Here is a 19958-nt window from a genome sequence, read left to right as displayed (position 1 = left end):
CGTGGTGTCCGGGTAAGGTTGCCTTATTGAGAGCGGACTTTATACCTTTTCGCGCGGCGGAGCAACGTCCGTGCTCCAGCATCACTTTCACTATCTGAGCTAACCATCAGATATGAAAGGAAAAATTCTGGTTCATCGATTTGCGCGAGGCCCCATATCCGTCTACCTTTTGCCAAAAAGGCCTCCCAAAAGCCGCTACCTTTCCTGGGCGACCACGCAAACCCGGCACAAGATTTGCCACCACGAAGGTACCCATCCATGGGGGCAAACGCGCGGAATCGGGATGGTCGGGAGGATTCGTGGTGCCTTGCAGCACAACCGCCGTTTTCTCCCATAACTTGCTACCTTCGTCGATTCCCATAGGAGGGTACCTGTCAGCACCGTCAAACGTATTGCTTGCCGTCCCGAGCGTAGAAATCGCTCCCATAAACGGCAACCATTCGCTTTCCCCATAAAAGGTAACCTGTCGATGACACCGGTCCTGTCTATGGGAAAGCGCTACGGGGTGCGCGAGGGAAAGGACAACGAATCGATTCAGTCCGGCTCCCATAACCGGCTACCTTCTTGATTCCCCATAACCGGCTACCCAAAGAAAATCACTGTGCACGCAACGAACTTCCGATCGAGAAAAGTCGCCCATAAAAGGCTACCTTCATGCGTTCCCATAGACGACTACCTAACGCAATTTCCGGCCGATTTCCCATAACCGGATACGCTCGCCCCATATCCACAACCCTGATTCCCCACAGCGTGGTACCCCAAACCCCAAATCCACAGACCTGAAACCCCAAGCCCTTCCACCTGTGCTCCCATAAATGGGTACCGAACACCGCTCAAAGCCTTGCCAGATAAGGCTGTGAGCCGTCTAAAAGTAGTTAAAGAAGTAAACGTGGTTTACCAAAGATGTAAACACACGTGTGCTTGCACAGAAAGACGAACCCCATAAACCGCTACCAATGGGAGTCATCTGTGGGAGACGAAGCCCCGGATCTCTCGATTCAGGCCGACTCCGCCCTGTCTGCCCACACTGGTTTCTGATGGCTCCAAGCCTGACAAGGCATCCCGAAGAGGTGAGTGCCCACTCACAAACACCGAAACGTAGAAACTTATGGGAGGAAATCCCCGGATTCGGCGTAGAGGTTCCCGTTTATGGGACGCAGAAACGTGGCTCGCGGCCCCTGCGATGCCTGTGATTGACCAGCGGAACGGATCCCGTCGGTTTCCTCCACAGCAGTTCGAAATCATCCCGGGCTGCCGGCGAGTGGTTTTTTGTACTCGCGCTGCCTCGTCTGTGGACAAGTTTTTGCCGATCGCCGGTGACGCTGCTCGCCAAATTTAGCCTGTGGACTGTGCAAGCAGGTATCCGCGCCGGGCTGTTTTCCATCCTCATGTCCCGTCCGTTTTTCTACCTTTGTAGCCACGATCGGGAGTCGTCATGCTGTGCCCGTCACCGGCAACGAGAAATTCGTACAACGGCCCGAAAGCAACCTCATGCCGAAAGGCCACCGCACAGAGGGCCGGACCGCCGCGCCGATCTTGACGGCATTCAGGCATTCATCGACATCGCTGCGAGGCAACGTGAAGATGTCGCCGGATCCGACGCTCACCGCACCCGATTCTGCCGATGCTCCCGAACATCCTCACCTTTTCAAAAACACTGGATCCCGTAAAAGCTCACCGATCAGGTGGAGCACAGGTATAAGCAAGCTGTGCAGGTAGCAGCTTCGTTCAGATAGGGAACCGTCGATGGGAGCAAACAACAACGGGTGGCGTCCATGTGTGATGCCTGGTGCGTCGGCAAGTATCGTCACGGGGACGAGCATGTGACCACGGTGATGTGCGCATCCATCAGACGAGCGTTGCTCCTCATGCCGGGTTCAGCACATCCGTGAGACCGACCAGGCCGGCGTTTTCACCGCTCGCACGGCACTCACCTTTTTCGTCAGACCTGCCGGTCGTCCACGGGTAACCTTCGGCATCACAGTGTCGCGAAACCTGCCGAATCAATGACCGAACACCGCAACGGCGCAACGTAACCGTCTCGATCGCCGAAGAACCGAATCGTGGTCGTTTATGGGAGGAACCGTCGCTCGAGCTACATCGAACGACGACGTAACGCACGGACCGACTGTTGCTGCGGTGATCGTGCGAGCGCGACGATCATCACGTCGCGCATGAGCGTATCGATATCACCACCCATGAAACAGCCATCGACGCCGCGCGTCGTGTCCGGTACGACTGCGCCCGTCATCGAACGCACGAGCCACGTCGTCTCCCATACGTGTATCCCCAATGCCGTTGCACGATGGCGCCATATTTTTTGCGACACGGTTATGATGCACAGGTCCTGATCGCGACATGACGACCGGTCAGGGCAGGGGCGGTATCTCGATGGTTTTTCAAACCGTGATGGTCATCAAAAAAGAGAGTTCAGCGATGCGAATCCAGATCAGAAAACTCACGCTGGCTGCTACGGCAGCCGCTTTCCTGTTCGGCTCGGCCGTTCCGGCGTTCGCGCAGACCGACGCCGCCAGCGCACCGGCTGCGGCGGCTGCACAGGACGCAAAGGCCGCGAAGAGCGAAGCGCGCAAGGCGGCCCGGGCCAAACGCAAAGCCGAACGCAAGGCCGCGCGTGCGAAGAACACCGCCGAGCTGAAGAAACTCGAAGACGCCGGTTACAAGCCGGCGGCCAATGATCCGAACTATCCGCAGAACCTGCAGAACGCGGAGAAGAAGGCCGGCGCCGCAGCAAGCCAGTAAGCGTGGTCCGGCGGCAAGCCACGGTTCGATCCGCGGCTTGCCGTTTGCATTGCGATCAAGCGATGCGCACAGGCGAACACGTTCCGGACATTCACCTCATTTGATTCGGAATCCTTCATGGTTTGAAGGCGCGTGGCCGGCATGCCGAAGCGTCAATCCCGCCCGCCCGACGCAGTCGCGCTTCCCGTCACCTTCAACCAGTCCTTGAACGCACGTACGGCGTCGTCGTCCGCCCGCGCGGATGCCACATACGTGAAGTAGCGCCACGGCGGCAGCGCCGGTTCGCTGAACGGCTGCACGAGCCGGCCTTCGGCGATGTCGTCGGCGACGAGCGCGATCGGCCCCATCGCGACGCCGAGCCCGTCGAGCGCGCCTTGCAGCGTCAGGTAGAAATGCTCGAGCGTGAGCGAGTGTCGCGGGACGAGATTCGGATGCCCGGCCGCCGCGAGCCATTCCGGCCACATGCCCGGATAGGTCGCCGCGTGCAGCAACGTGAAGCGGGCGAGATCGGCAGGCGTATCCAGCGACCGGCCCTCCAGCAACTTCGGCGCACACACCGGCAGCCGGACTTCGGACAGGAATTCCTCCGCGACGTACCCGTCGATGGCCTGCGGGCCGCCGCGCACGATCAGGTCGACCTTGTCGCGCAGCTTTTCGATCGGCTCGTTCGACGTCGACAGCCGCACCTCGATGGCCGGATGCGCGACCTGGAACGACGACAGCTTCGGGACGAGCCAGCGCAGCGAGAACGTCGCGGGCGCGCTGACGCGCAACACGCGCTGCTGCGCGTGGCCGAAGTGCTGCGCGGTGGCGAGCGCGATCCGGTCGAACGAGGCGCCGACCTCGGCGAGGTACGCGCGCCCGGCCGCGGTCAGTTCCACGCGCCGGTTGTGGCGTTCGAACAGCGGTCGCCCGAGCCACGCTTCCAGTTGCTGCACGTGCCGGCTGATCGCGCCGTGCGTCACGCACAGCTCGTCGGCGGCCAGCGTGAAGCTGCCGAGGCGCGCGGCGGCTTCGAACGCGCGCAGCGAATTCAACGGAGGGAGACGTCGGGCCATGGCATCGTTTCGTGTGAGATTTCATCACACGATGGTTCAGGTTTAATCGTTTGATCGGGTGATCCGGCTCCGTCAATATGGCATACAAACGGCCCATGCGGCCGAACGAGTGTCTGAATTTCTCACATGGAGTACGGAGCATGCCGAACGTGGTGGTCGTGGGCGCCCAATGGGGTGACGAAGGCAAGGGGCGCGTCGTGGACTGGCTGGCGGCACAGGCCGATCTCGTCGCACGCTACAACGGCGGGCACAACGCGGGCCACACGCTGGTCGTCGGCGGCAACACGTACAAGCTCGCGCTGCTGCCGAGCGGCATCGTGCGCGGCAAGCGCGGCGTGATCGGCAACGGGGTGGCGCTCGACCCCGAAGCGCTGCTCGCGGAAATCGGGCGGATGGCCGAGCTCGGGTTGTCGGTGACGCCGGACAACCTGTCGATCGCCGAGAACGCGACGCTGGTACTGCCGATTCACCGCGCGATCGACGAGGCGCAGGAGCGGTTGCGCCGCGAGCCCATCGGCACCACGCTGCGCGGCATCGGGCCGGCCTACGAGGACAAGGTCGGCCGTCGCGGGCTGCGTGTCGGCGATCTCGCGGAACCGGGCGGGCTCGCGGCCAAGCTCGACGTGCTCGTCGACCATCACAATGCATGGTTCCGCGGCCTGGGGCTCGACGCGTACGATCGCGACGCGATGCTGGCAACGCTGGTTGCGCTCGCACCGAAGATCCTGCCGTTCGTGCGTCCGGTCTGGGCCGACCTCAACGACGCGACCGATCGCGGCGAGCGCATTCTGTTCGAAGGCTCGCAGGCCGTGATGCTGGACATCGACTGGGGCACGTACCCGTTCGTGACGTCGTCTGGCACCGTGGCATCGGCCGCGGCGGCCGGCACCGGGCTCGGTGCGGCGAAGCTCGGCCACGTGCTGGGTGTCACGAAGGCGTATGCGACGCGGGTCGGCGGTGGCCCGTTCCTCACCGAATTGACCGACGCCACCGGCGAAACGCTGCGCGCGCGTGGACAGGAATTCGGCGTCAACACCGGCCGGCCGCGGCGCTGTGGATGGCTCGATGCCGCGCAACTGCGCCAGGCCGTCAGGATCTCGGGCATCGATTCGCTCGCGCTCACCAAGCTCGACGTGCTCGACGGCTTCGAGTCGATCGAGCTGTGCGTCGGATACGAATTCGACGGCGCGCGCGTCGACCATTTGCCCGCGAGCCTCGATGCGCAGTCGCGCGCGAAGCCGGTCTATGAACGATTCGACGGCTGGCAAGGCTCCGTGAAGGGCGTACGCGAGCGAGCGGCGCTGCCGCGCGCGGCGCGAGATTTCATCGCGCGCATCGAAACCGTGGCGGGCGCGCCGGTTTCGATGATCACGACCGGCGCGGAGCGCGACGACACGATCGTATTGCGCAATCCGTTCGATGCGGCGGGCGCCGCGTAACGCGCGAGGCGCGAAGGGCGTCGATCGACGGGCCGGCGGCATGCCGGTCGGCGGGTAGTTTTTGCCGGCCGATGCTGTCGGCGTGCCGGTACGTTCGATACGTATGTGCGCCCGGCCCGGATCCCGCGCGGCGGGCTGCTCGGCAGCACGATTCGGCATCCGGATCACGCCGCGTACGGCGAACTGGACACGTCTGCAACGCTGCTGTACTGTTCCGCACAATTCGCGCCGGACCGGCGTGTGCCGGCGCCGCCGGCACCCTGTCGGCACGGCGGCGCGACGTGACAATCCCGGGGACAGGTCGATGGATACGTTACAGATGATGCGCATTTTCGTCCGGGTCGCGGAGGAGGGCAGCTTCACGAGCGCGGCCCAACGTCTGGACATCACGACGGCCTACGCATCGCGCTCGGTCGCGCAACTCGAAACGCATCTGCGCACGCGCCTGCTCAACCGCAGCACGCGCCGCATCGCGCTGACCGACGCCGGGCAGCGCTATCTCGACCGCTGCCAGCGCATCCTCGGCTATATCGACGAAGCGGAAGCCGAGGCGGCCGATGCACAGGCGAAGCCGTCCGGGCGGCTGCACGTGCACGCGACGACGAGTTTCGGCCAGTCCTACGTGGTGCCCGCGGTTGTGCGCTACCGCGAACGCTATCCGTCGGTCGCGGTCGAGCTGACGCTGTCGCAGCACGTGCCCGACATCATCGACGAAGGCTACGACGTATCGCTCCAATTGAGCACGACGGAGCTGCCCGATTCCGGGCTGGTATCGCAGCGGCTCGGCGACGTGGGCAGCGTGCTGTGCGCGTCGCCTGCGTATCTGAAGGCGCGCGGCACGCCGCGCACGGTGAGCGACCTCGCCGGGCACGCGTGCCTGCAGATCGTCACGCCGCTCTTTCCGCGCGACCGCTGGCATCTCGACGGTCCGAACGGTCGAGAAACGTTCGAGCTGCCGCTGCCGGATTTCCAGGTCAACATCGCCGATGCGCTCGGCGCCGCGCTGCGCGCGGGGCTCGGGATCGGCTCGCTGCCGATGTCGGCTGCGCTGCCCGCGCTCGCGAGCGGTGCGCTGGTGCGCGTGCTGCCCGATTACCGGTTGCAGAAGCTGACGGTCTATACGTTGTATGCGTCGCGTCAGTATCTCGATGCGAAGATCCGCACGTTCGTCGATTTCCTGCGGGAATGCGTGCCGGAGATGCTGGCCGCCGACGAGGCCGCGTTGAACGCCTGTTGCGCCGCCCGTCATTCCTGAACTGATTCACGCATGGTCGGTACGTGAGTACCGCGCACTGTCTCTCTGTTCGATAAAAATAATTGGTAGTCCTGTATTAAAGGCGGGCGGCGAACGCACGTGCGCGGACCGTTCCTGACAACGATGCCCGTGCCATCGGCATTGCCCTTATGAAAACGCTTGCTTTCGATATCGAACATCGTTGGTTCGGCGCGCAGCGGCCCCCTTTTAGAATCGGTTCGACCTGCTTCATCGCATGCGCGCGCTCCGGCCGCGCCTTCTTCATCGAACCCGAAACGACATGGCAGATCGACACTCCAGTATCCGCCGCCGGCTGCTTCATGCCGGCCTGGCACTCGCGGCAGGCGCCGCCGCCCACCCGGGTCTTGCGCTAGCCGGCGCGGCCGGCACGCGTACGTTGCGCATCGGTTATCAGAAAGGGCCGCTCAGCCTGCTGAAGGCACGCGGCACGCTGCAAGGCAAGCTCGCGACACTCGGCGTGAACGTCACGTGGACCGAGTTCCCGTCGGGGCCACCGCAACTCGAGGCGCTGAACGCGGGATCGATCGATTTCGGCGATGTCGGCGAAGCGCCGCCGATCTTCGCGCTCGCGGCCGGTGCGCCGCTTGTCTACTACGCGCAGACGCCGGCCGGTCCGACAACCGAAGCGGTGGTCGTCGCGAAGGACTCGCCGGTCAAGGCCTTTGCCGACCTGCGCGGCAAGCGCATCGCGCTGGTGAAGGGATCGAACACGCACTTCCTGCTGGTCCGGCTGCTGCAGGCCGCGAAGCTCGGCTATGCCGACGTCACGCCGGTGTGGCTGTCGCCGTCCGATGCGCGGGCGGCATTCGAGAACCGCTCGGTCGATGCGTGGATCATCTGGGACCCGTTTCTCGCGGTGGTCCAGCAGGCATTCGGCGCGCGCATCGTCGCGGATGGCACGGGGCTGGTCGAGAACCGCAGTTACTACTTCGCGTCGCGCACGTACGCGCAGCGCAATGCCGACGTGCTCGACGCGGTCGTGTCGGAACTGACGACGGTCCAGCGCTGGCTCGATGCGAACCGCGCGCAGGGCGCGGCCGAATTCTCGAAGCTCTGGGGGATTCCGGAGCCGGCCGTGGCGCTCGCGTTTCGCCGCGCACGCTTCGGTGTCGAGCCCGTCACCCGCGACACGCTCGCGTACCAGCAGCGCATCGCGGATGTGTTCTACCAGGCCGGCATCCTGCCGAAACGCGTCGACGTCAGCGTGGCAGCGCCGCCGTCGCTCGCGTGAGGGTCTAACCGCTCCTGCGATCGGGTGGGTGACGAGTCGCTTTGTCGCCCCCGATATTCCTTCATGGTGCAACGCGCGACAGCGGCACCGCTTCCCCGCGCAGCCTCGCGACGTCGCGGCCCGGCGCGTCGCCGAACAGCCGTGCGTATTCGCGGCTGAACTGCGACGCGCTCACATAGCCGACGCTGCGACACGCCTGCCGCGCATCCATCGCCGACAGGCACATCAGATGGCGCGCCTCCTGCAGTCGCAGCACCTTCTGGCATTGCAACGGGCTCATCGACGTGACCGCCCGGAAGTGATGGTGGAACGTCGACGGGCTCATCTCCACCTGCCGCGCGAGCGAGTCGACCACCATCGGATCGAGGTAGTGATCGCGAATCCATGCGACGGCGCGCGAGATGCGCTGGGTCGTCGAACCGGCGTCGCCGATCTGCGCGACGCGCGCGCCCGACGGGCCGCGCAGCAGCCGGATGAGGATTTCGTCGACGATCAGCGGCGCGATCAGGTCGAGGTCGTCCGGTTGCGCCATCAGTTGCATCAGCCGCGCGATGGCGTCGACGATTTCCGGCGTCGCGTCGTGCGTGTCGAGTGCGCGGCAGTCGACGGCTTTCGGCAGTCCGCGCGGGAAGACGACCGGCGTGAGCGCCGCGATGCGCGCAGGATCGAGTTCGAGTTGCGCGTACAGGAACGGCTCGGCCGGGCGCGCACGCGTCACGCGGCCGGTCACCGGCAGGTCGGCCGTTGCGACCAGCATCCGCGATTCGTCGATCGTGTAGGTATCGTCGCCGACCCGCATCGACTTCGCGCCTTGCCCGACGATGCTCAGGCACGCGTGGTGCACGCCGTGGTTCCATTGCGGCGGCGGCACGGAAGCGCGCGCGATGCGCATGCCGCGCAGCGGAAGGTCGAACATGCCGTCGTGCGGTGCATAGGCGGCGATCAGCGTCGCCAGCCGGGCCGCGGCGGGTGCGCCGGCTCGCGATCGTGCGTCGTGATCCGGCGGGGTGCGCGGGTGCGGTGGCGTTCGAGCGTCGATTTCCATGTTGCGTGAGCGGTTGGCGGAGTGAGCGATGCCATGCGCGCGGCGGCGATTCCCTGTCGAGCTGCACGCACGGCGGTCACATCGTACGGCCAGTTGCGTGCGCCGGATTGCCTAAACCTGTCCGAAATTAGCCCGATCATCCGGACCTGCATGGCGGCGGACGCATCGCCCGTCGTGGCATCGTGTGCAGCGCACAAATTCGGAAATTAAGGCAAAACAATCGCAGGATCGGGCAAGCCATTTTCCGGCGGTTTCCCTACCATTGCACCTGCTGAAGGAAATGCGGTTTCAGCGTGCCCGGATGATGCGGGCAACACCGTCCGCGTGATGCGCGGCCGCCGCCGGCCTTGCCGCGCGCGTCGCCGCCGCGCATCGCGGGAAAAGACTCAGGACTGCTACTGAACGATCGTGCATCGGGCTTGCCGAGGCTGGTTTGCGCCCGTCGCGAGCGTGCCGACCGACCCGGCGGAGCCGGCGTCGGCGCCGCCGCATTGGCCGGGCCGATGCGGGCGGGTGGCGGTGCGGCGTCGGGGTGCAGGCAGACGGGCAGTCGTTCGCGCAGGGGAATCCGGACAAATGGACCAACTTCAATCGATTCGGGCATTCGTGACGGTGGCAAGGGAAGGCGGATTTCGCCGGGCCGCGACGCGGCTGCGCGTGTCGACGGCGATGGCGAGCCGGCTGGTCGATGCGCTCGAGACGCGCCTCGGTGCGCGCCTGCTTCAACGCAGCACGAGCCACCAGTCGCTGACGGAGATCGGCGAGCTGTATCTCGCGCGCGTCGAGCGGATTCTCGGTGCGATCGACGAGATCGACGGTCGTTTCGTCGCGATGGGCAGCAAGCCGGAAGGCGTATTGCGCGTGGCCGCGCCGGTCGCGTTCGGGCTCAGCCAGTTGAGCGCGCTGCTCGATCGCTTCGTGCACCGGTTTCCGGACGTGCGGCCGACGGTGACGCTGACCGATGCCCACGTCGACCTGACTGCCGAGGACATCGACGTCGCGTTTCTGACGGATGGCATGCCGGTGTCCGGCGCGCACGCGTTGCATACGCTGGCTGCATACGAAACCGTGCGCGTCGCGGCGCCGGGCTATGTCGCCGCGCACGGCGGCGCCGCTGCGTCGGGCGACTGGCCGGAACTCGCGGCCGTGCGGCTGGAGTTGCCCGCGGCCGACGACGACCCGGCGGCCGCGATTCGATCCGGTGCGGCGTCCGGCAATACGGGCGTCGGCCATCTCGAGATGGCGCGGCGGCTGGCCGTCGCCGGCATGGGCGCGGCGGTGCTGCCCGCGTATCTCGTCGATGCGGATCTGGCGGCCGGCACGCTCGTGCGCGTGGCCCCGGTCCGCCCGCTCGCGCCCGTCACGCTGAAGCTCGCGCATGCGCGTGCCGCGCGTCTGCCGGCCGCCGCGCGCGCGTTCATCGAATTCGCGGGCACCGCATTCCGGCCCGCGCGCTAGCGGGCCGGCTGATCCCACGGCAACGCGAGCCCGCCGGGGCCGCGGGCTCGCCGTTCTTTTTCGGAAGCAGTTCGGCGCACGAACGCTCCGCAGGGTGCAACGCACACCCGCAACACGCGTCCGCATCCGCGGTGGGCCGGAAGCTGCAGGTCCGCCGCGTGTCAGGGCCATGAGGAGATCTGGTGATTCCCATTGAAGGTCGTCTAATTGTGAGAGGTCGCTCCATGCGCGTCGAACGGGTTCCATACCGCTTAATCACTGCCGCAACGGCTGCCGTTTTCCTGGCCGCGTGCGGGAAAAAAGAACCGGCGCCGCCGCCGCAAACGCCGGAAGTCGGCGTCGTCACCGTGCAGCCGCAAGCCGTGCCGGCGGTGACCGAACTGCCGGGCCGCACCAGTGCATTCCTCGTCGCGCAGGTGCGTGCGCGGGTCGACGGCATCGTGCTGCGTCGTGAATTCACCGAAGGCACCGACGTCAAGGCCGGCCAGCGTCTCTACAAGATCGATCCGGCGCCGTACATCGCGGCCCTGAACAGCGCGAAGGCGACGCTCGCGAAGGCGCAGGCGAACCTCGCCACGCAGAACGCGCTGGTCGCGCGCTACAAGGTGCTGGTCGCCGCGAACGCGGTCAGCAAGCAGGACTACGACAACGCGGTCGCCACGCAAGGGCAGGCCGCGGCGGACGTCGCGGCCGGCAAGGCGGCGGTCGACACCGCGCAGATCAACCTCGGCTATACGGATGTCGTGTCGCCGATCACCGGCCGCGTCGGCATCTCGCAAGTGACGCCGGGCGCCTACGTGCAAGCGAGCCAGGCGACGCTGATGTCGACCGTGCAGCAGCTCGATCCGGTGTACGTCGACCTCACGCAGTCGAGCCTCGAAGGGCTGAAGCTGCGGCAGGACGTGCAGAGCGGTCGTCTGAAGACGACCGGCCCGGGCGCGGCGAAGGTGTCGTTGATTCTCGAAGACGGCAAGACCTATTCGGAGCCGGGCAAGCTGCAGTTCTCGGACGTGACGGTCGACCAGACCACCGGCTCGGTGACGATCCGCGCGGTGTTCCCGAACCCGAATCGCGTGCTGTTGCCGGGCATGTTCGTGCGTGCACGGATCGAGGAAGGCGTGAACGAGAACGCGTTCCTGGTGCCGCAGATCGGCGTCACGCACGACCAGAAGGGGCAGGCGATCGCACTCGTCGTGACCGCGGCCAACAAGGTCGAGATGCGTCCGTTGACGACGACCGGCACGTACGGCCAGAACTGGATCGTCGAAGGCGGTCTGCAGGCGGGCGATCACGTGATCGTGCAAGGCGTCGACAAGGTGCGCCCGGGCGCGACCGTGAAGACCGTCCCCGCGCAGCTCGCCCCGGCGCCGGACGCCGCCTCCGCCACATCGGCCGGCGCCGCGCCGGCGACTACCGCGGCCAGCGCCGCAGCGAGTTCGGCCGCCGCGTCGAGCGCGCAATAACAGGGAGTCCGTTTCATGGCCAAGTTCTTTATCGATCGCCCGATCTTCGCGTGGGTGATCGCGATCGTGCTGATGCTGGCCGGCGTCGCATCGATCTTCAAGATGCCGATCGCGCAGTACCCGACGATCGCACCGCCGACGATCCAGATCCAGGCGAACTATCCGGGCGCTTCCGCGAAGACGGTGGAAGACACGGTCACGCAGGTGATCGAGCAGCAGATGAGCGGTCTCGACAACTTCCTGTACATGTCGTCGACGAGCGACGATTCGGGCAACGCGACGATCACGCTGACGTTCTCGCCGGGCACGAATCCGGACGTCGCACAGGTGCAGGTGCAGAACAAGCTGTCGCTCGCGACGCCGAACCTGCCGCAGGTCGTGCAGCAGCTCGGCATGCAGGTCACGAAGTCGAGCAGCAACTGGCTGATGTGGTTCGCGTTCAACTCCGAGGACGGCCGGATGTCGAAGGAGGACCTGACGAACTACGTGGCTTCGCACGTGCTCGATCCGCTGAGCCGCGTGAACGGCGTCGGCCAGACGCTGCTGCTCGGTTCGCAGTTCTCGATGCGGATCTGGCTCGACCCCGTCAAGCTGACCAACTACAGCCTCACGCCGACCGACGTGACGGCCGCGATCACGCAGCAGAACGTGCAGATCGCGGGCGGCCAGATCGGCGGCACGCCGGCGAAGCCGGGCACCGTGCTGCAGGCGACGATCACCGAATCGACGCTGCTGCGCACGCCCGAGCAGTTCGGCAACATCCTGCTGAAGGTCAACCAGGATGGCTCGCAGGTCCGCCTGAAGGACGTCGGCCGCGCGGCGCTGGGTTCGGAGAACTACACGTTCGACACGAAGTACATGGGGCAGCCGACGGCCGGCCTCGGCATCCAGCTCGCGACCGGCGCGAACGCGCTGGCGACCGCGAACGCGCTGCGGGCCAAGATCGACGAGCTGTCGAAGTACTTCCCGCACGGTCTCGTCGTGCACTACCCGTACGACACGACGCCGTTCGTGCGCCTGTCGATCGAGGAAGTGGTCAAGACGCTGATCGAGGGCATCGTGCTGGTGTTCCTCGTGATGTACCTGTTCCTGCAGAACCTGCGCGCGACGATCATCCCGACGATCGCGGTGCCGGTCGTGCTGCTCGGTACGTTCGCGATCATGGGCCTCGCCGGTTTCTCGATCAACACGCTGTCGATGTTCGGCCTCGTGCTCGCGATCGGCCTGCTGGTCGACGATGCGATCGTGGTGGTCGAGAACGTCGAGCGCGTGATGGCGGAAGAAGGGCTGTCACCGAAGGAGGCGACCCGCAAGGCGATGAGCCAGATCACCGGCGCACTCGTCGGCGTGGCGCTCGTGCTGTCGGCGGTGTTCGTGCCGGTGGCGTTCTCCGGCGGCTCGGTCGGCGCGATCTATCGGCAGTTCTCGCTGACGATCGTGTCGGCGATGGTGCTGTCCGTGCTGGTCGCATTGGTCCTGACGCCGGCGCTGTGCGCGACGATCCTCAAGCCGATCCCGCAGGGGCATCACGAAGAGAAGAAGGGTTTCTTCGGCTGGTTCAACCGGACTTTCGATCGCAGCCGCGATCGCTACACGAGCGGCGTGAACCACGTGATCCGGCGCTCGGGCCGCTGGCTCGTGATCTACCTCGCCGTGTTCCTCGCGGTCGGCGTGATGTTCGCGCGTCTGCCGAAGTCGTTCCTGCCCGACGAGGATCAGGGCTACATGTTCATGATCGTGCAGACGCCGTCCGGCTCCACGCAGGAAACGACCGGCAAGACGCTCGACAACATCAACACGTACCTGACCACCGCCGAGAAGGATGTGGTCGACTCGGTGTTCACGGTCAACGGCTTCAGCTTCGCGGGCCGTGGCCAGAACGCGGGCCTCGTGTTCGTGAAGCTGAAACCGTACGAGCATCGCCAGCGTTCGGACCAGAAGGTGCAGGCGCTGATCGGCCGGACCTTCGCGCACTATTCGACGTACAAGGACGCGATGGTGATTCCGTTCAACCCGCCGTCGATTCCGGAACTCGGTACGGCTGCCGGCTTCGACTTCGAGCTGACGGACAACGCCGGTCTCGGCCACGATGCGCTGATGGCCGCGCGCGGCCAGTTGCTCGGGATGGCCGCGAAGGATCCGGCGCTCGCGCTGGTGCGCCCGAACGGCCTGAACGATACGCCGCAGTACAAGGTCGACATCGACCGCGAGAAGGCGAATGCGCTCGGCGTGACGGCCGCGGCGATCGACCAGACGTTCTCGATCGCATGGGCGTCGCAGTACGTGAACAACTTCCTCGACACCGACGGCCGGATCAAGAAGGTGTACGTACAGTCGGACGCGCCGTTCCGGATGACGCCGGAAGACATGAACATCTGGTACGTGCGCAACAGCGCGGGCGGGATGGTGCCGTTCAGCGCATTCTCGACCGGCCACTGGATCTACGGTTCGCCGAAGCTCGAGCGTTACAACGGGGTGTCGTCGATCGAAATCCAGGGGCAGGCCGCGGAAGGCAAATCGACCGGCCAGGCGATGGCCGCGATGGAAGCGCTCGCGAGCAAGCTGCCGGAAGGCATCGGCTACTCGTGGACGGGCCTGTCGTTCCAGGAAATCCAGTCCGGCTCGCAGGCGCCGATCCTGTACGCGATCTCGATCCTCGTCGTCTTCCTGTGTCTCGCGGCGCTGTATGAAAGCTGGTCGATCCCGTTCTCGGTGATCATGGTTGTGCCGCTCGGCGTGGTCGGCGCGCTGCTCGCGACGATGCTGCGCGGCCTCGAGAACGACGTGTTCTTCCAGGTCGGCCTGCTGACCACCGTGGGCTTGTCCGCGAAGAACGCGATCCTGATCGTCGAGTTCGCGCGCGAGCTGCAGGCGGGCGGGAACATGGGGCCGGTGCGCGCGGCGATCGAGGCGGCGCGCCTGCGGCTGCGCCCGATCCTGATGACGTCGCTCGCGTTCATGCTGGGCGTGCTGCCGCTCGCGATCAGCAACGGCGCGGGGTCGGCGAGCCAGCATGCGATCGGCACCGGCGTGATCGGCGGGATGATCACGGCGACGTTCCTCGCCATTTTCATGATCCCGATGTTCTTCGTGCGGGTTCGCGCGATCTTCAGCGGCGAGACGGAAAACGTCGACGACGCATGGCGTCTCGTGCAGGGCGACCTGCAGCGCGGTCACGACGACGCACACGATTCGAAGGGGCAGTAACGATGCAAAAACATGCTTTGACTGCAACCGCGGTCGCACTGGCTGCCGCGCTCTTTGCCACGGGCTGCACGATGGCGCCGCACTACAAGCGGCCCGACGCACCCGTCGCGCAGGCGTACCCGGCCAGCGGCGTCTACGCGACGCAGCCGGGCGCGGCCGGCGCGCGCAGCGCGAATGGCCAGGCGGCGACTGCCATCGGCTGGCGCGAATTCTTCGTCGATCCGCGCCTGCAGCGGCTGATCGAGATCGCGCTGAAAAACAACCGAGACCTGCGCGTATCGGTGCTCAATATCGAGGCCGCGCGTGCGCAGTACCAGATCACGCGTGCGGGGCTGTTCCCGACGCTCGACGGTACGGGTACGGGCAACCGTCAGCGTTTGCCGAATTCGCTGACGGCCGTGCCGGGCCGGAACATCACGACGACCTACAACGTCGGGCTGTCCGCGTCATGGGAACTCGACCTGTTCGGCCGCGTGCAGAGCCTGAAGGACCAGGCGCTCGCGCAATACCTGTCGACGTCGTACGCGCGGCAGGCGTCCGAGATCTCGCTGGTGTCGCAGGTCGCGGATCAATACCTGACGCTGCTGTCGACCGATGATCTGCTGAAGGTCACGGAGGACACGCTGAAGACCGCGCAGGCATCGTACGACCTGACCAAGCTGCAGTTCGACAACGGCACGGGCTCCGAGCTCGAGCTGCGTCAGGCGCAGACGGTGGTCGAGACGGCGCTCGCGAACCAGCAGGCGCAGGCGCGAGCCCGCGCGCAGGCGCTGAACGCGCTGGTGCTGCTGATCGGCGAGCCGCTGCCGGACGATCTGCCGGCGGGCATGCCGCTCGATGCGCAGAACCTGCTGACGGACGTGCCGGCCGGGTTGCCGTCGGACCTGCTGACGCGTCGTCCTGACGTGATGCAGGCCGAGCAGACGCTGCTGGCCGCGAATGCGAACATCGGCGCGGCGCGCGCGGCGTTCTTCCCGAAGATTTCGCTGACGGGCGCGTTCGGCACCGCGAGCCCGACGCTGGGCGGCCTGTTCAAGGCCGGCACGGCGGCGTGGTCGTTCGCGCCGAGCATCGCGCTGCCGATCTTCGAAGGCGGGCAGAACATCGCGAACCTCGATCTCGCGAACGTGCAGAAGCGCATCGAGATCGCGAACTACGAGAAGGCGATCCAGTCGGCGTTCCGCGAAGTGTCGGATGGTCTGGCCGCACGCGGCACGTACGACCAGCAGATCGCGGCGCTCGAGCGCAACGAGCACGCGCAGCAGCGACGCTTCGATCTGTCGGACCTGCGCTACAAGAACGGTGTCGACAGCTATCTGTCGGTGCTGACCGCGCAGACGGATCTGTACGCCGCGCAGCAGTCGCTGATCAGCGCACGTCTGGCACGCTGGACGAATCTGGTCGACCTGTACCGCGCACTGGGCGGCGGGTGGATCCAGCGCGCCGGCGAGACGCCGCGCGCGCCGGATGCCCCGGTCGATTACCAGCCAGCGACGAACGGATAGGCGCGACGGCACGGCGGGAGCTTCCAGGCCAAGTCTGTCCGCCGACCCGACCGGCTGTGAAAACGAAAACGCCACGGACGCAAGTCCGTGGCGTTTTCCTTCATACCGTCGTGCGTGCGGTGAGCAGCGTTACGTTACGCCTGCTTGGTCCACAGCGTCCGGCCGAAGAACGTGAGCGTGCGATCCCACGCCATTTCCGACCACACCGGATCGAACTGCGTGCCGGCGATGCGGCCGGGACCGACCGCCGTTTCGTTCGCGAACGCATGGTGCGCGAGATAGCGATGGAATTCGAAACCGACCTTCGCATCGGTCAGCTTCTTTTCCAGTGCGTCGACCTGGTCGATCGTAAAGAACGCATCCTGCGTCCCCCAGTGCCCCATCAGCGGCACCTTCAGCTTGGCCGGATCGATGTAGTCGAGCGGCGGAAGGCCGTACCACATGACGCCGGCGTCCGCGTCGGCGTACTGCAGCGACAGCAGCGTCAGGGCGCCGCCCATGCAGAAGCCCGTCACCGCGACACGCGGCGCCAGCGTCTTCAGGTGCGCGACCGCGCCGGGAATGTCCTGCGACGCGGCGTCGCCGAAATCGAGGCCGGTCATCAGGTGGTGCGCTTCTTCCTCCTCGACCGTCGACTTGCCGCGATACAGGTCGGGCACGAGCGCGAAGTAGCCGCAGCGCGCGAGGCGATCCGCGACGCCGCGGATCTGGTCGTTCAGCCCCCACCATTCCTGGATGACGACGACCGCGGGCGCGCCTTCGGTTTGTGCCGGCGTGGCGAGATAGCCCTGCAGTTCCTGGCCGTCCGGACGGCGAAACGTGATCATGGAACCGGATGTTTGAGACATGAAACCGCTCCTTTTCGAAAAATGCGCCGAGTGCGACATCGGGCCGGCCAGCGGGCGTCGTGATACCGCTCGCATGCGTTCTGGCCGACGCCGACCACGCGGCCATTCTATGCGCAAACACCGGACGCTTGCGTGAACGGCGCAGCGCGGCGCATGACCGGCGGCGGGAGCGGAGACCGAAAAGCAAACACCCCGCCCCGATGAACGGGAGCGGGGTGTGGCGCGTACGACGTGCGTATCGAAATACGTCGGGAATACGCCGGAATGCGCCGGCGCGTATCCGGCTTACTGGCCGAAATAGATCGAGTCGCGGCCTTCCTGCTTGACCGCGATCGCGCGGCCGGCGCGTGCACCGGCGGCTGCTTGCGCGCCGTAGCCGGTTTCATCGGCGTTCGTCACGCGAGCCTGGGCGATCTGCAGCGCCCGCGGGTAATACTGATCGGACACTTCGGGCTTGTAGCCGGCCTGTTCGAGCTGGACGAGTTCCGCACGCACCTGGGCCCGCGTCAGCTGGCCCGACGGGTTCGATTGGGCGAATGCGCCGTACGATGCGGACAGGGCAGTTGCGGCGACGACAGCGGTGATGAACGACTTCATGGTGACCTCCGGTTCTGTTGATTTCGCGCTTCGCTCGTGGCGTTCAGCGGTTGATTGCATCGTAACGATCGCGTTACCGGTCGGAAATACGTGTTGCAGCGAATCATTATTGCAACTGGGTAAACGATTCGCGCGGCATGCGATTTCGTCTGACGATTGAGGGCATGTCGGCGAGGCGCGGCTTGGCCTGCGGAGCACGATAGGGTCGATGGGCGCAGCAACGGAATGAGCGGGTGAATCGCATTCCGAATTATTTTGCCGAGGCCGTCAGCGTCGCGCGCTCCGCATCACGCAGCGAGGGTCGCCTGCCGTTTCCGGTATTCGGCCGGCGTGATGCCGACATGCCGGGTGAACGCTCGCCTGAGCGTATCGACGTTTGCGAAGCCGCATTTCGCGGCGACCTGCTTCGGCGTGTCGTGGCCGTTCTCGAGTAGCCGACGAGCGGCCGAGATGCGGGTCGCCTCGACCCATGCGGCCGGCGTCATGCCGACTTCCGCGCGGAACAGTCGCGCGAAATGGCGCGGGCTCATGCCCGCATGCTTCGCCATCCCGGCCACCGAATGTTCGAGTTCCGGATGGGCGGCGATCCAGCGCTGGACTTCCTGCAGGACCGAACGCCCGGCGGGGCGCGCCTCGCCCGTGCGGCTGAACTGGAGCTGCCCGCCCGGGCGCTTGAAGAACATCACCAGCTGCGCGGCGACGCGCCGCGCGATCTCGCGGCCCAGATCCTCCTCGACCAGCGCGAGCGCGAGATCGAGCCCGGCCGTGACGCCGGCGCCGGTGCGCAGCTTGCCGTCGCGCACGTACAGCGCGTCGGCGTCGACGGTGACGGACGGATACGCCTGCGCGAATGCATCGGCGGCGGCCCAGTGCGTGGTCAGGTGGCGCCCTTTCAGCAGGCCGGTGGCCGCGAGGATGAACGCGCCGGTGCAGATCGAGCCGTAGCGCCTGCTTTGCACGGCCGCCGAGCGCAACCACGCGAGGACGTTGGTGCGCAGCACGATCTGGCCGGCGTGCGGCGCGCCGGCGACCAGCAGCGTGTCGACGCGCTCCGGAATGTCGGGCGCGATCCAGTCGGGCAGCAGCCGTGCGCCGGACGCACTGCGGATCGGCCCGGGCCCGCTCGCGATGATCCGCAACGTGTAGAACGGCTTGCCGCACTCGGCGTTCGCTTGCGCGAACACGTCGAGCGGCGCGGAGACGTCGAGCAGTTGAACGCCCGGAACGGCGAAAATACCCACGACCTTCGGCATGATCGATTGCGTGTCGTATCGAACGTGATGCGCAGCAGTATAGGAGCGCTTTCTTCGCCGCGCAGGCGCCATGTCCGTTCGTCGCGCGAAATGGCAGGATTCGGCGTGATACGTCCATTGGAGACACCCGTCGGACTCCGGAAAATCGCAGGTGTCTTCCATGGAGGTCGATCATGACTGTGAGCGTTGCCGGCATCACCCTTCCCGATACGCGTTTGACGCGCGAGATCACCGAGCTCGTGCGCGATACCGAATCCGAGCTGCTGTTCCACCACTCGAGCCGCGTGTTCTATTTCGCGGCGCTGGCGGGCCGGCGGCGCGGGCTCGAGTACGACCCCGAGCTGCTCTATTGCGGCTGCATGTTCCATGACATGGGACTCACGCACCGGCACAGCAGTGCATGCGAGCGCTTCGAAGTGGACGGCGCGAACGCCGCGCGCGATTTCCTGAAGGGCAACGGGATTTCGCAACAGGACATCGATGTCGTGTGGACCTCGATCGCGCTGCACACCACGCCCGGCATCCCGCAGCACATGCATCCGGTCGTCGCGCTGGTCACGGCGGGCGTCGAGATGGACGTACTGGGCCTCACTTACCCGGAATACAGCGATACCGAGCGGGAGGAGGTCGTGCGCGCGCATCCGCGCACGCCGCATTTCAAGGAGGACATCATTCAGGCGTTCTACGACGGCATCAAGCACAAGCCCGGCACGACGTTCGGCAACGTGAAGGCCGACGTGCTCGCGGACAAGGATCCGCATTTCCGTGCGGGCAACTTCTGCAGCGTGATCCGCTCGTCCGCGTGGGCCGGCTGAGCG

16 protein-coding genes are annotated in these 19958 nt (G+C 65.8%); 9 read left to right on the top strand and 7 right to left on the bottom strand.

The window, feature by feature from the left end; all coding sequences use genetic code 11:
- Positions 1-106: 106 nt before the first annotated feature.
- Both KU887_RS34560 and KU887_RS34555 read right to left on the bottom strand, forming a co-directional pair.
- Entirely contained in the window at positions 107-361 is a 255-nt protein-coding gene (locus tag KU887_RS34560; RefSeq protein ID WP_124550877.1) for a hypothetical protein, read from the bottom strand.
- A 1734-nt stretch (positions 362-2095) separates the two neighbouring features.
- The gene (locus tag KU887_RS34555; protein WP_162470861.1) at positions 2096-2251 is read right to left on the bottom strand and encodes a hypothetical protein; all 156 of its coding nucleotides are present in this window, start codon (positions 2249-2251) and stop codon (positions 2096-2098) included.
- Between the two features lie 140 nt (positions 2252-2391).
- Between KU887_RS34555 and KU887_RS34550 the strand changes: the two genes are divergently transcribed.
- Complete coding sequence (locus KU887_RS34550) at positions 2392-2760, top strand: hypothetical protein (protein WP_006489073.1); 369 nt, start codon at positions 2392-2394, stop codon at positions 2758-2760.
- Between the two features lie 152 nt (positions 2761-2912).
- On the opposite strand, the gene gcvA is transcribed toward KU887_RS34550, so the two are convergent.
- Positions 2913-3818 (bottom strand): transcriptional regulator GcvA, encoded by a 906-nt coding sequence (gene gcvA / locus KU887_RS34545; protein ID WP_006489079.1) that lies wholly within the window; start codon positions 3816-3818, stop codon positions 2913-2915.
- 140 nt (positions 3819-3958) lie between these two features.
- On the opposite strand from gcvA, the gene KU887_RS34540 reads away from it, so the two are divergent.
- From KU887_RS34540 to KU887_RS34530, 3 genes are all read left to right on the top strand, one after another.
- Entirely contained in the window at positions 3959-5257 is a 1299-nt protein-coding gene (locus tag KU887_RS34540) for an adenylosuccinate synthase (protein ID WP_124675027.1), read from the top strand.
- Positions 5258-5561: 304 nt separating this feature from the next.
- Positions 5562-6512 carry a LysR family transcriptional regulator gene (locus tag KU887_RS34535; protein ID WP_012493826.1) on the top strand — a complete coding sequence of 317 codons (951 nt, stop codon included), beginning with the start codon at positions 5562-5564 and terminating at the stop codon, positions 6510-6512.
- 280 nt (positions 6513-6792) lie between these two features.
- Complete coding sequence (locus tag KU887_RS34530) at positions 6793-7764, top strand: aliphatic sulfonate ABC transporter substrate-binding protein (RefSeq protein ID WP_034203796.1); 972 nt, start codon at positions 6793-6795, stop codon at positions 7762-7764.
- 61 nt (positions 7765-7825) lie between these two features.
- Here KU887_RS34530 and KU887_RS34525 read toward each other — a convergent pair whose 3' ends face one another.
- Positions 7826-8809, bottom strand: a complete 984-nt coding sequence (locus KU887_RS34525) for an AraC family transcriptional regulator (RefSeq protein WP_034203795.1) — start codon at positions 8807-8809, stop codon at positions 7826-7828.
- 576 nt (positions 8810-9385) lie between these two features.
- Between KU887_RS34525 and KU887_RS34520 the strand changes: the two genes are divergently transcribed.
- The 4 genes from KU887_RS34520 to KU887_RS34505 all read left to right on the top strand — a co-directional run bounded on the left by KU887_RS34520 (position 9386) and on the right by KU887_RS34505 (position 16442).
- Positions 9386-10267, top strand: a complete 882-nt coding sequence (locus KU887_RS34520) for a LysR family transcriptional regulator (protein ID WP_034203794.1) — start codon at positions 9386-9388, stop codon at positions 10265-10267.
- A gap of 224 nt (positions 10268-10491) precedes the next feature.
- A complete protein-coding gene (locus KU887_RS34515) occupies positions 10492-11730 on the top strand; it encodes an efflux RND transporter periplasmic adaptor subunit (RefSeq protein ID WP_258258679.1) in 1239 nt (412 codons plus the stop codon).
- 15 nt (positions 11731-11745) lie between these two features.
- The gene (locus KU887_RS34510) at positions 11746-14937 is read left to right on the top strand and encodes an efflux RND transporter permease subunit (protein ID WP_006497829.1); all 3192 of its coding nucleotides are present in this window, start codon (positions 11746-11748) and stop codon (positions 14935-14937) included.
- A 2-nt stretch (positions 14938-14939) separates the two neighbouring features.
- Positions 14940-16442 carry an efflux transporter outer membrane subunit gene (locus KU887_RS34505; protein ID WP_034203792.1) on the top strand — a complete coding sequence of 501 codons (1503 nt, stop codon included), beginning with the start codon at positions 14940-14942 and terminating at the stop codon, positions 16440-16442.
- A gap of 134 nt (positions 16443-16576) precedes the next feature.
- On the opposite strand, the gene KU887_RS34500 is transcribed toward KU887_RS34505, so the two are convergent.
- From KU887_RS34500 to KU887_RS34490, 3 genes are all read right to left on the bottom strand, one after another.
- Complete coding sequence (locus KU887_RS34500; RefSeq protein WP_006483507.1) at positions 16577-17290, bottom strand: dienelactone hydrolase family protein; 714 nt, start codon at positions 17288-17290, stop codon at positions 16577-16579.
- A gap of 285 nt (positions 17291-17575) precedes the next feature.
- Complete coding sequence (locus KU887_RS34495) at positions 17576-17887, bottom strand: DUF4148 domain-containing protein (RefSeq protein WP_034203791.1); 312 nt, start codon at positions 17885-17887, stop codon at positions 17576-17578.
- Between the two features lie 287 nt (positions 17888-18174).
- The gene (locus KU887_RS34490) at positions 18175-19140 is read right to left on the bottom strand and encodes a GlxA family transcriptional regulator (protein ID WP_034203790.1); all 966 of its coding nucleotides are present in this window, start codon (positions 19138-19140) and stop codon (positions 18175-18177) included.
- Between the two features lie 173 nt (positions 19141-19313).
- Here KU887_RS34490 and KU887_RS34485 point away from each other — a divergent pair, with 173 nt between their 5' ends.
- Entirely contained in the window at positions 19314-19955 is a 642-nt protein-coding gene (locus tag KU887_RS34485; RefSeq protein ID WP_006497826.1) for an HD domain-containing protein, read from the top strand.
- Positions 19956-19958: the final 3 nt, after the last annotated feature.

Source organism: Burkholderia sp. EMB26, from assembly GCF_024730645.1.
In the GTDB taxonomy this organism is placed as follows: Bacteria; Pseudomonadota; Gammaproteobacteria; order Burkholderiales; family Burkholderiaceae; genus Burkholderia; species Burkholderia cenocepacia.
The sequence above is the reverse complement of the archived record's forward strand: the minus strand, read 5'-3'. Positions and strand labels throughout refer to the sequence as shown.

What these genes read in the sequence shown, in the direction of transcription:
- KU887_RS34560 (WP_124550877.1), bottom strand. Translation starts at nt 361, where the DNA reads ATGGGAATCGACGAAGGTAGCAAGTTATGGGAGAAAACGGCGGTTGTG.
- KU887_RS34555 (WP_162470861.1), bottom strand. Translation starts at nt 2,251, where the DNA reads ATGACGGGCGCAGTCGTACCGGACACGACGCGCGGCGTCGATGGCTGT.
- KU887_RS34550 (WP_006489073.1), top strand. Translation starts at nt 2,392, where the DNA reads ATGGTTTTTCAAACCGTGATGGTCATCAAAAAAGAGAGTTCAGCGATG.
- gcvA (WP_006489079.1), bottom strand. Translation starts at nt 3,818, where the DNA reads ATGGCCCGACGTCTCCCTCCGTTGAATTCGCTGCGCGCGTTCGAAGCC.
- KU887_RS34540 (WP_124675027.1), top strand. Translation starts at nt 3,959, where the DNA reads ATGCCGAACGTGGTGGTCGTGGGCGCCCAATGGGGTGACGAAGGCAAG.
- KU887_RS34535 (WP_012493826.1), top strand. Translation starts at nt 5,562, where the DNA reads ATGGATACGTTACAGATGATGCGCATTTTCGTCCGGGTCGCGGAGGAG.
- KU887_RS34530 (WP_034203796.1), top strand. Translation starts at nt 6,793, where the DNA reads ATGGCAGATCGACACTCCAGTATCCGCCGCCGGCTGCTTCATGCCGGC.
- KU887_RS34525 (WP_034203795.1), bottom strand. Translation starts at nt 8,809, where the DNA reads ATGGAAATCGACGCTCGAACGCCACCGCACCCGCGCACCCCGCCGGAT.
- KU887_RS34520 (WP_034203794.1), top strand. Translation starts at nt 9,386, where the DNA reads ATGGACCAACTTCAATCGATTCGGGCATTCGTGACGGTGGCAAGGGAA.
- KU887_RS34515 (WP_258258679.1), top strand. Translation starts at nt 10,492, where the DNA reads ATGCGCGTCGAACGGGTTCCATACCGCTTAATCACTGCCGCAACGGCT.
- KU887_RS34510 (WP_006497829.1), top strand. Translation starts at nt 11,746, where the DNA reads ATGGCCAAGTTCTTTATCGATCGCCCGATCTTCGCGTGGGTGATCGCG.
- KU887_RS34505 (WP_034203792.1), top strand. Translation starts at nt 14,940, where the DNA reads ATGCAAAAACATGCTTTGACTGCAACCGCGGTCGCACTGGCTGCCGCG.
- KU887_RS34500 (WP_006483507.1), bottom strand. Translation starts at nt 17,290, where the DNA reads ATGTCTCAAACATCCGGTTCCATGATCACGTTTCGCCGTCCGGACGGC.
- KU887_RS34495 (WP_034203791.1), bottom strand. Translation starts at nt 17,887, where the DNA reads ATGAAGTCGTTCATCACCGCTGTCGTCGCCGCAACTGCCCTGTCCGCA.
- KU887_RS34490 (WP_034203790.1), bottom strand. Translation starts at nt 19,140, where the DNA reads ATGCCGAAGGTCGTGGGTATTTTCGCCGTTCCGGGCGTTCAACTGCTC.
- KU887_RS34485 (WP_006497826.1), top strand. Translation starts at nt 19,314, where the DNA reads ATGACTGTGAGCGTTGCCGGCATCACCCTTCCCGATACGCGTTTGACG.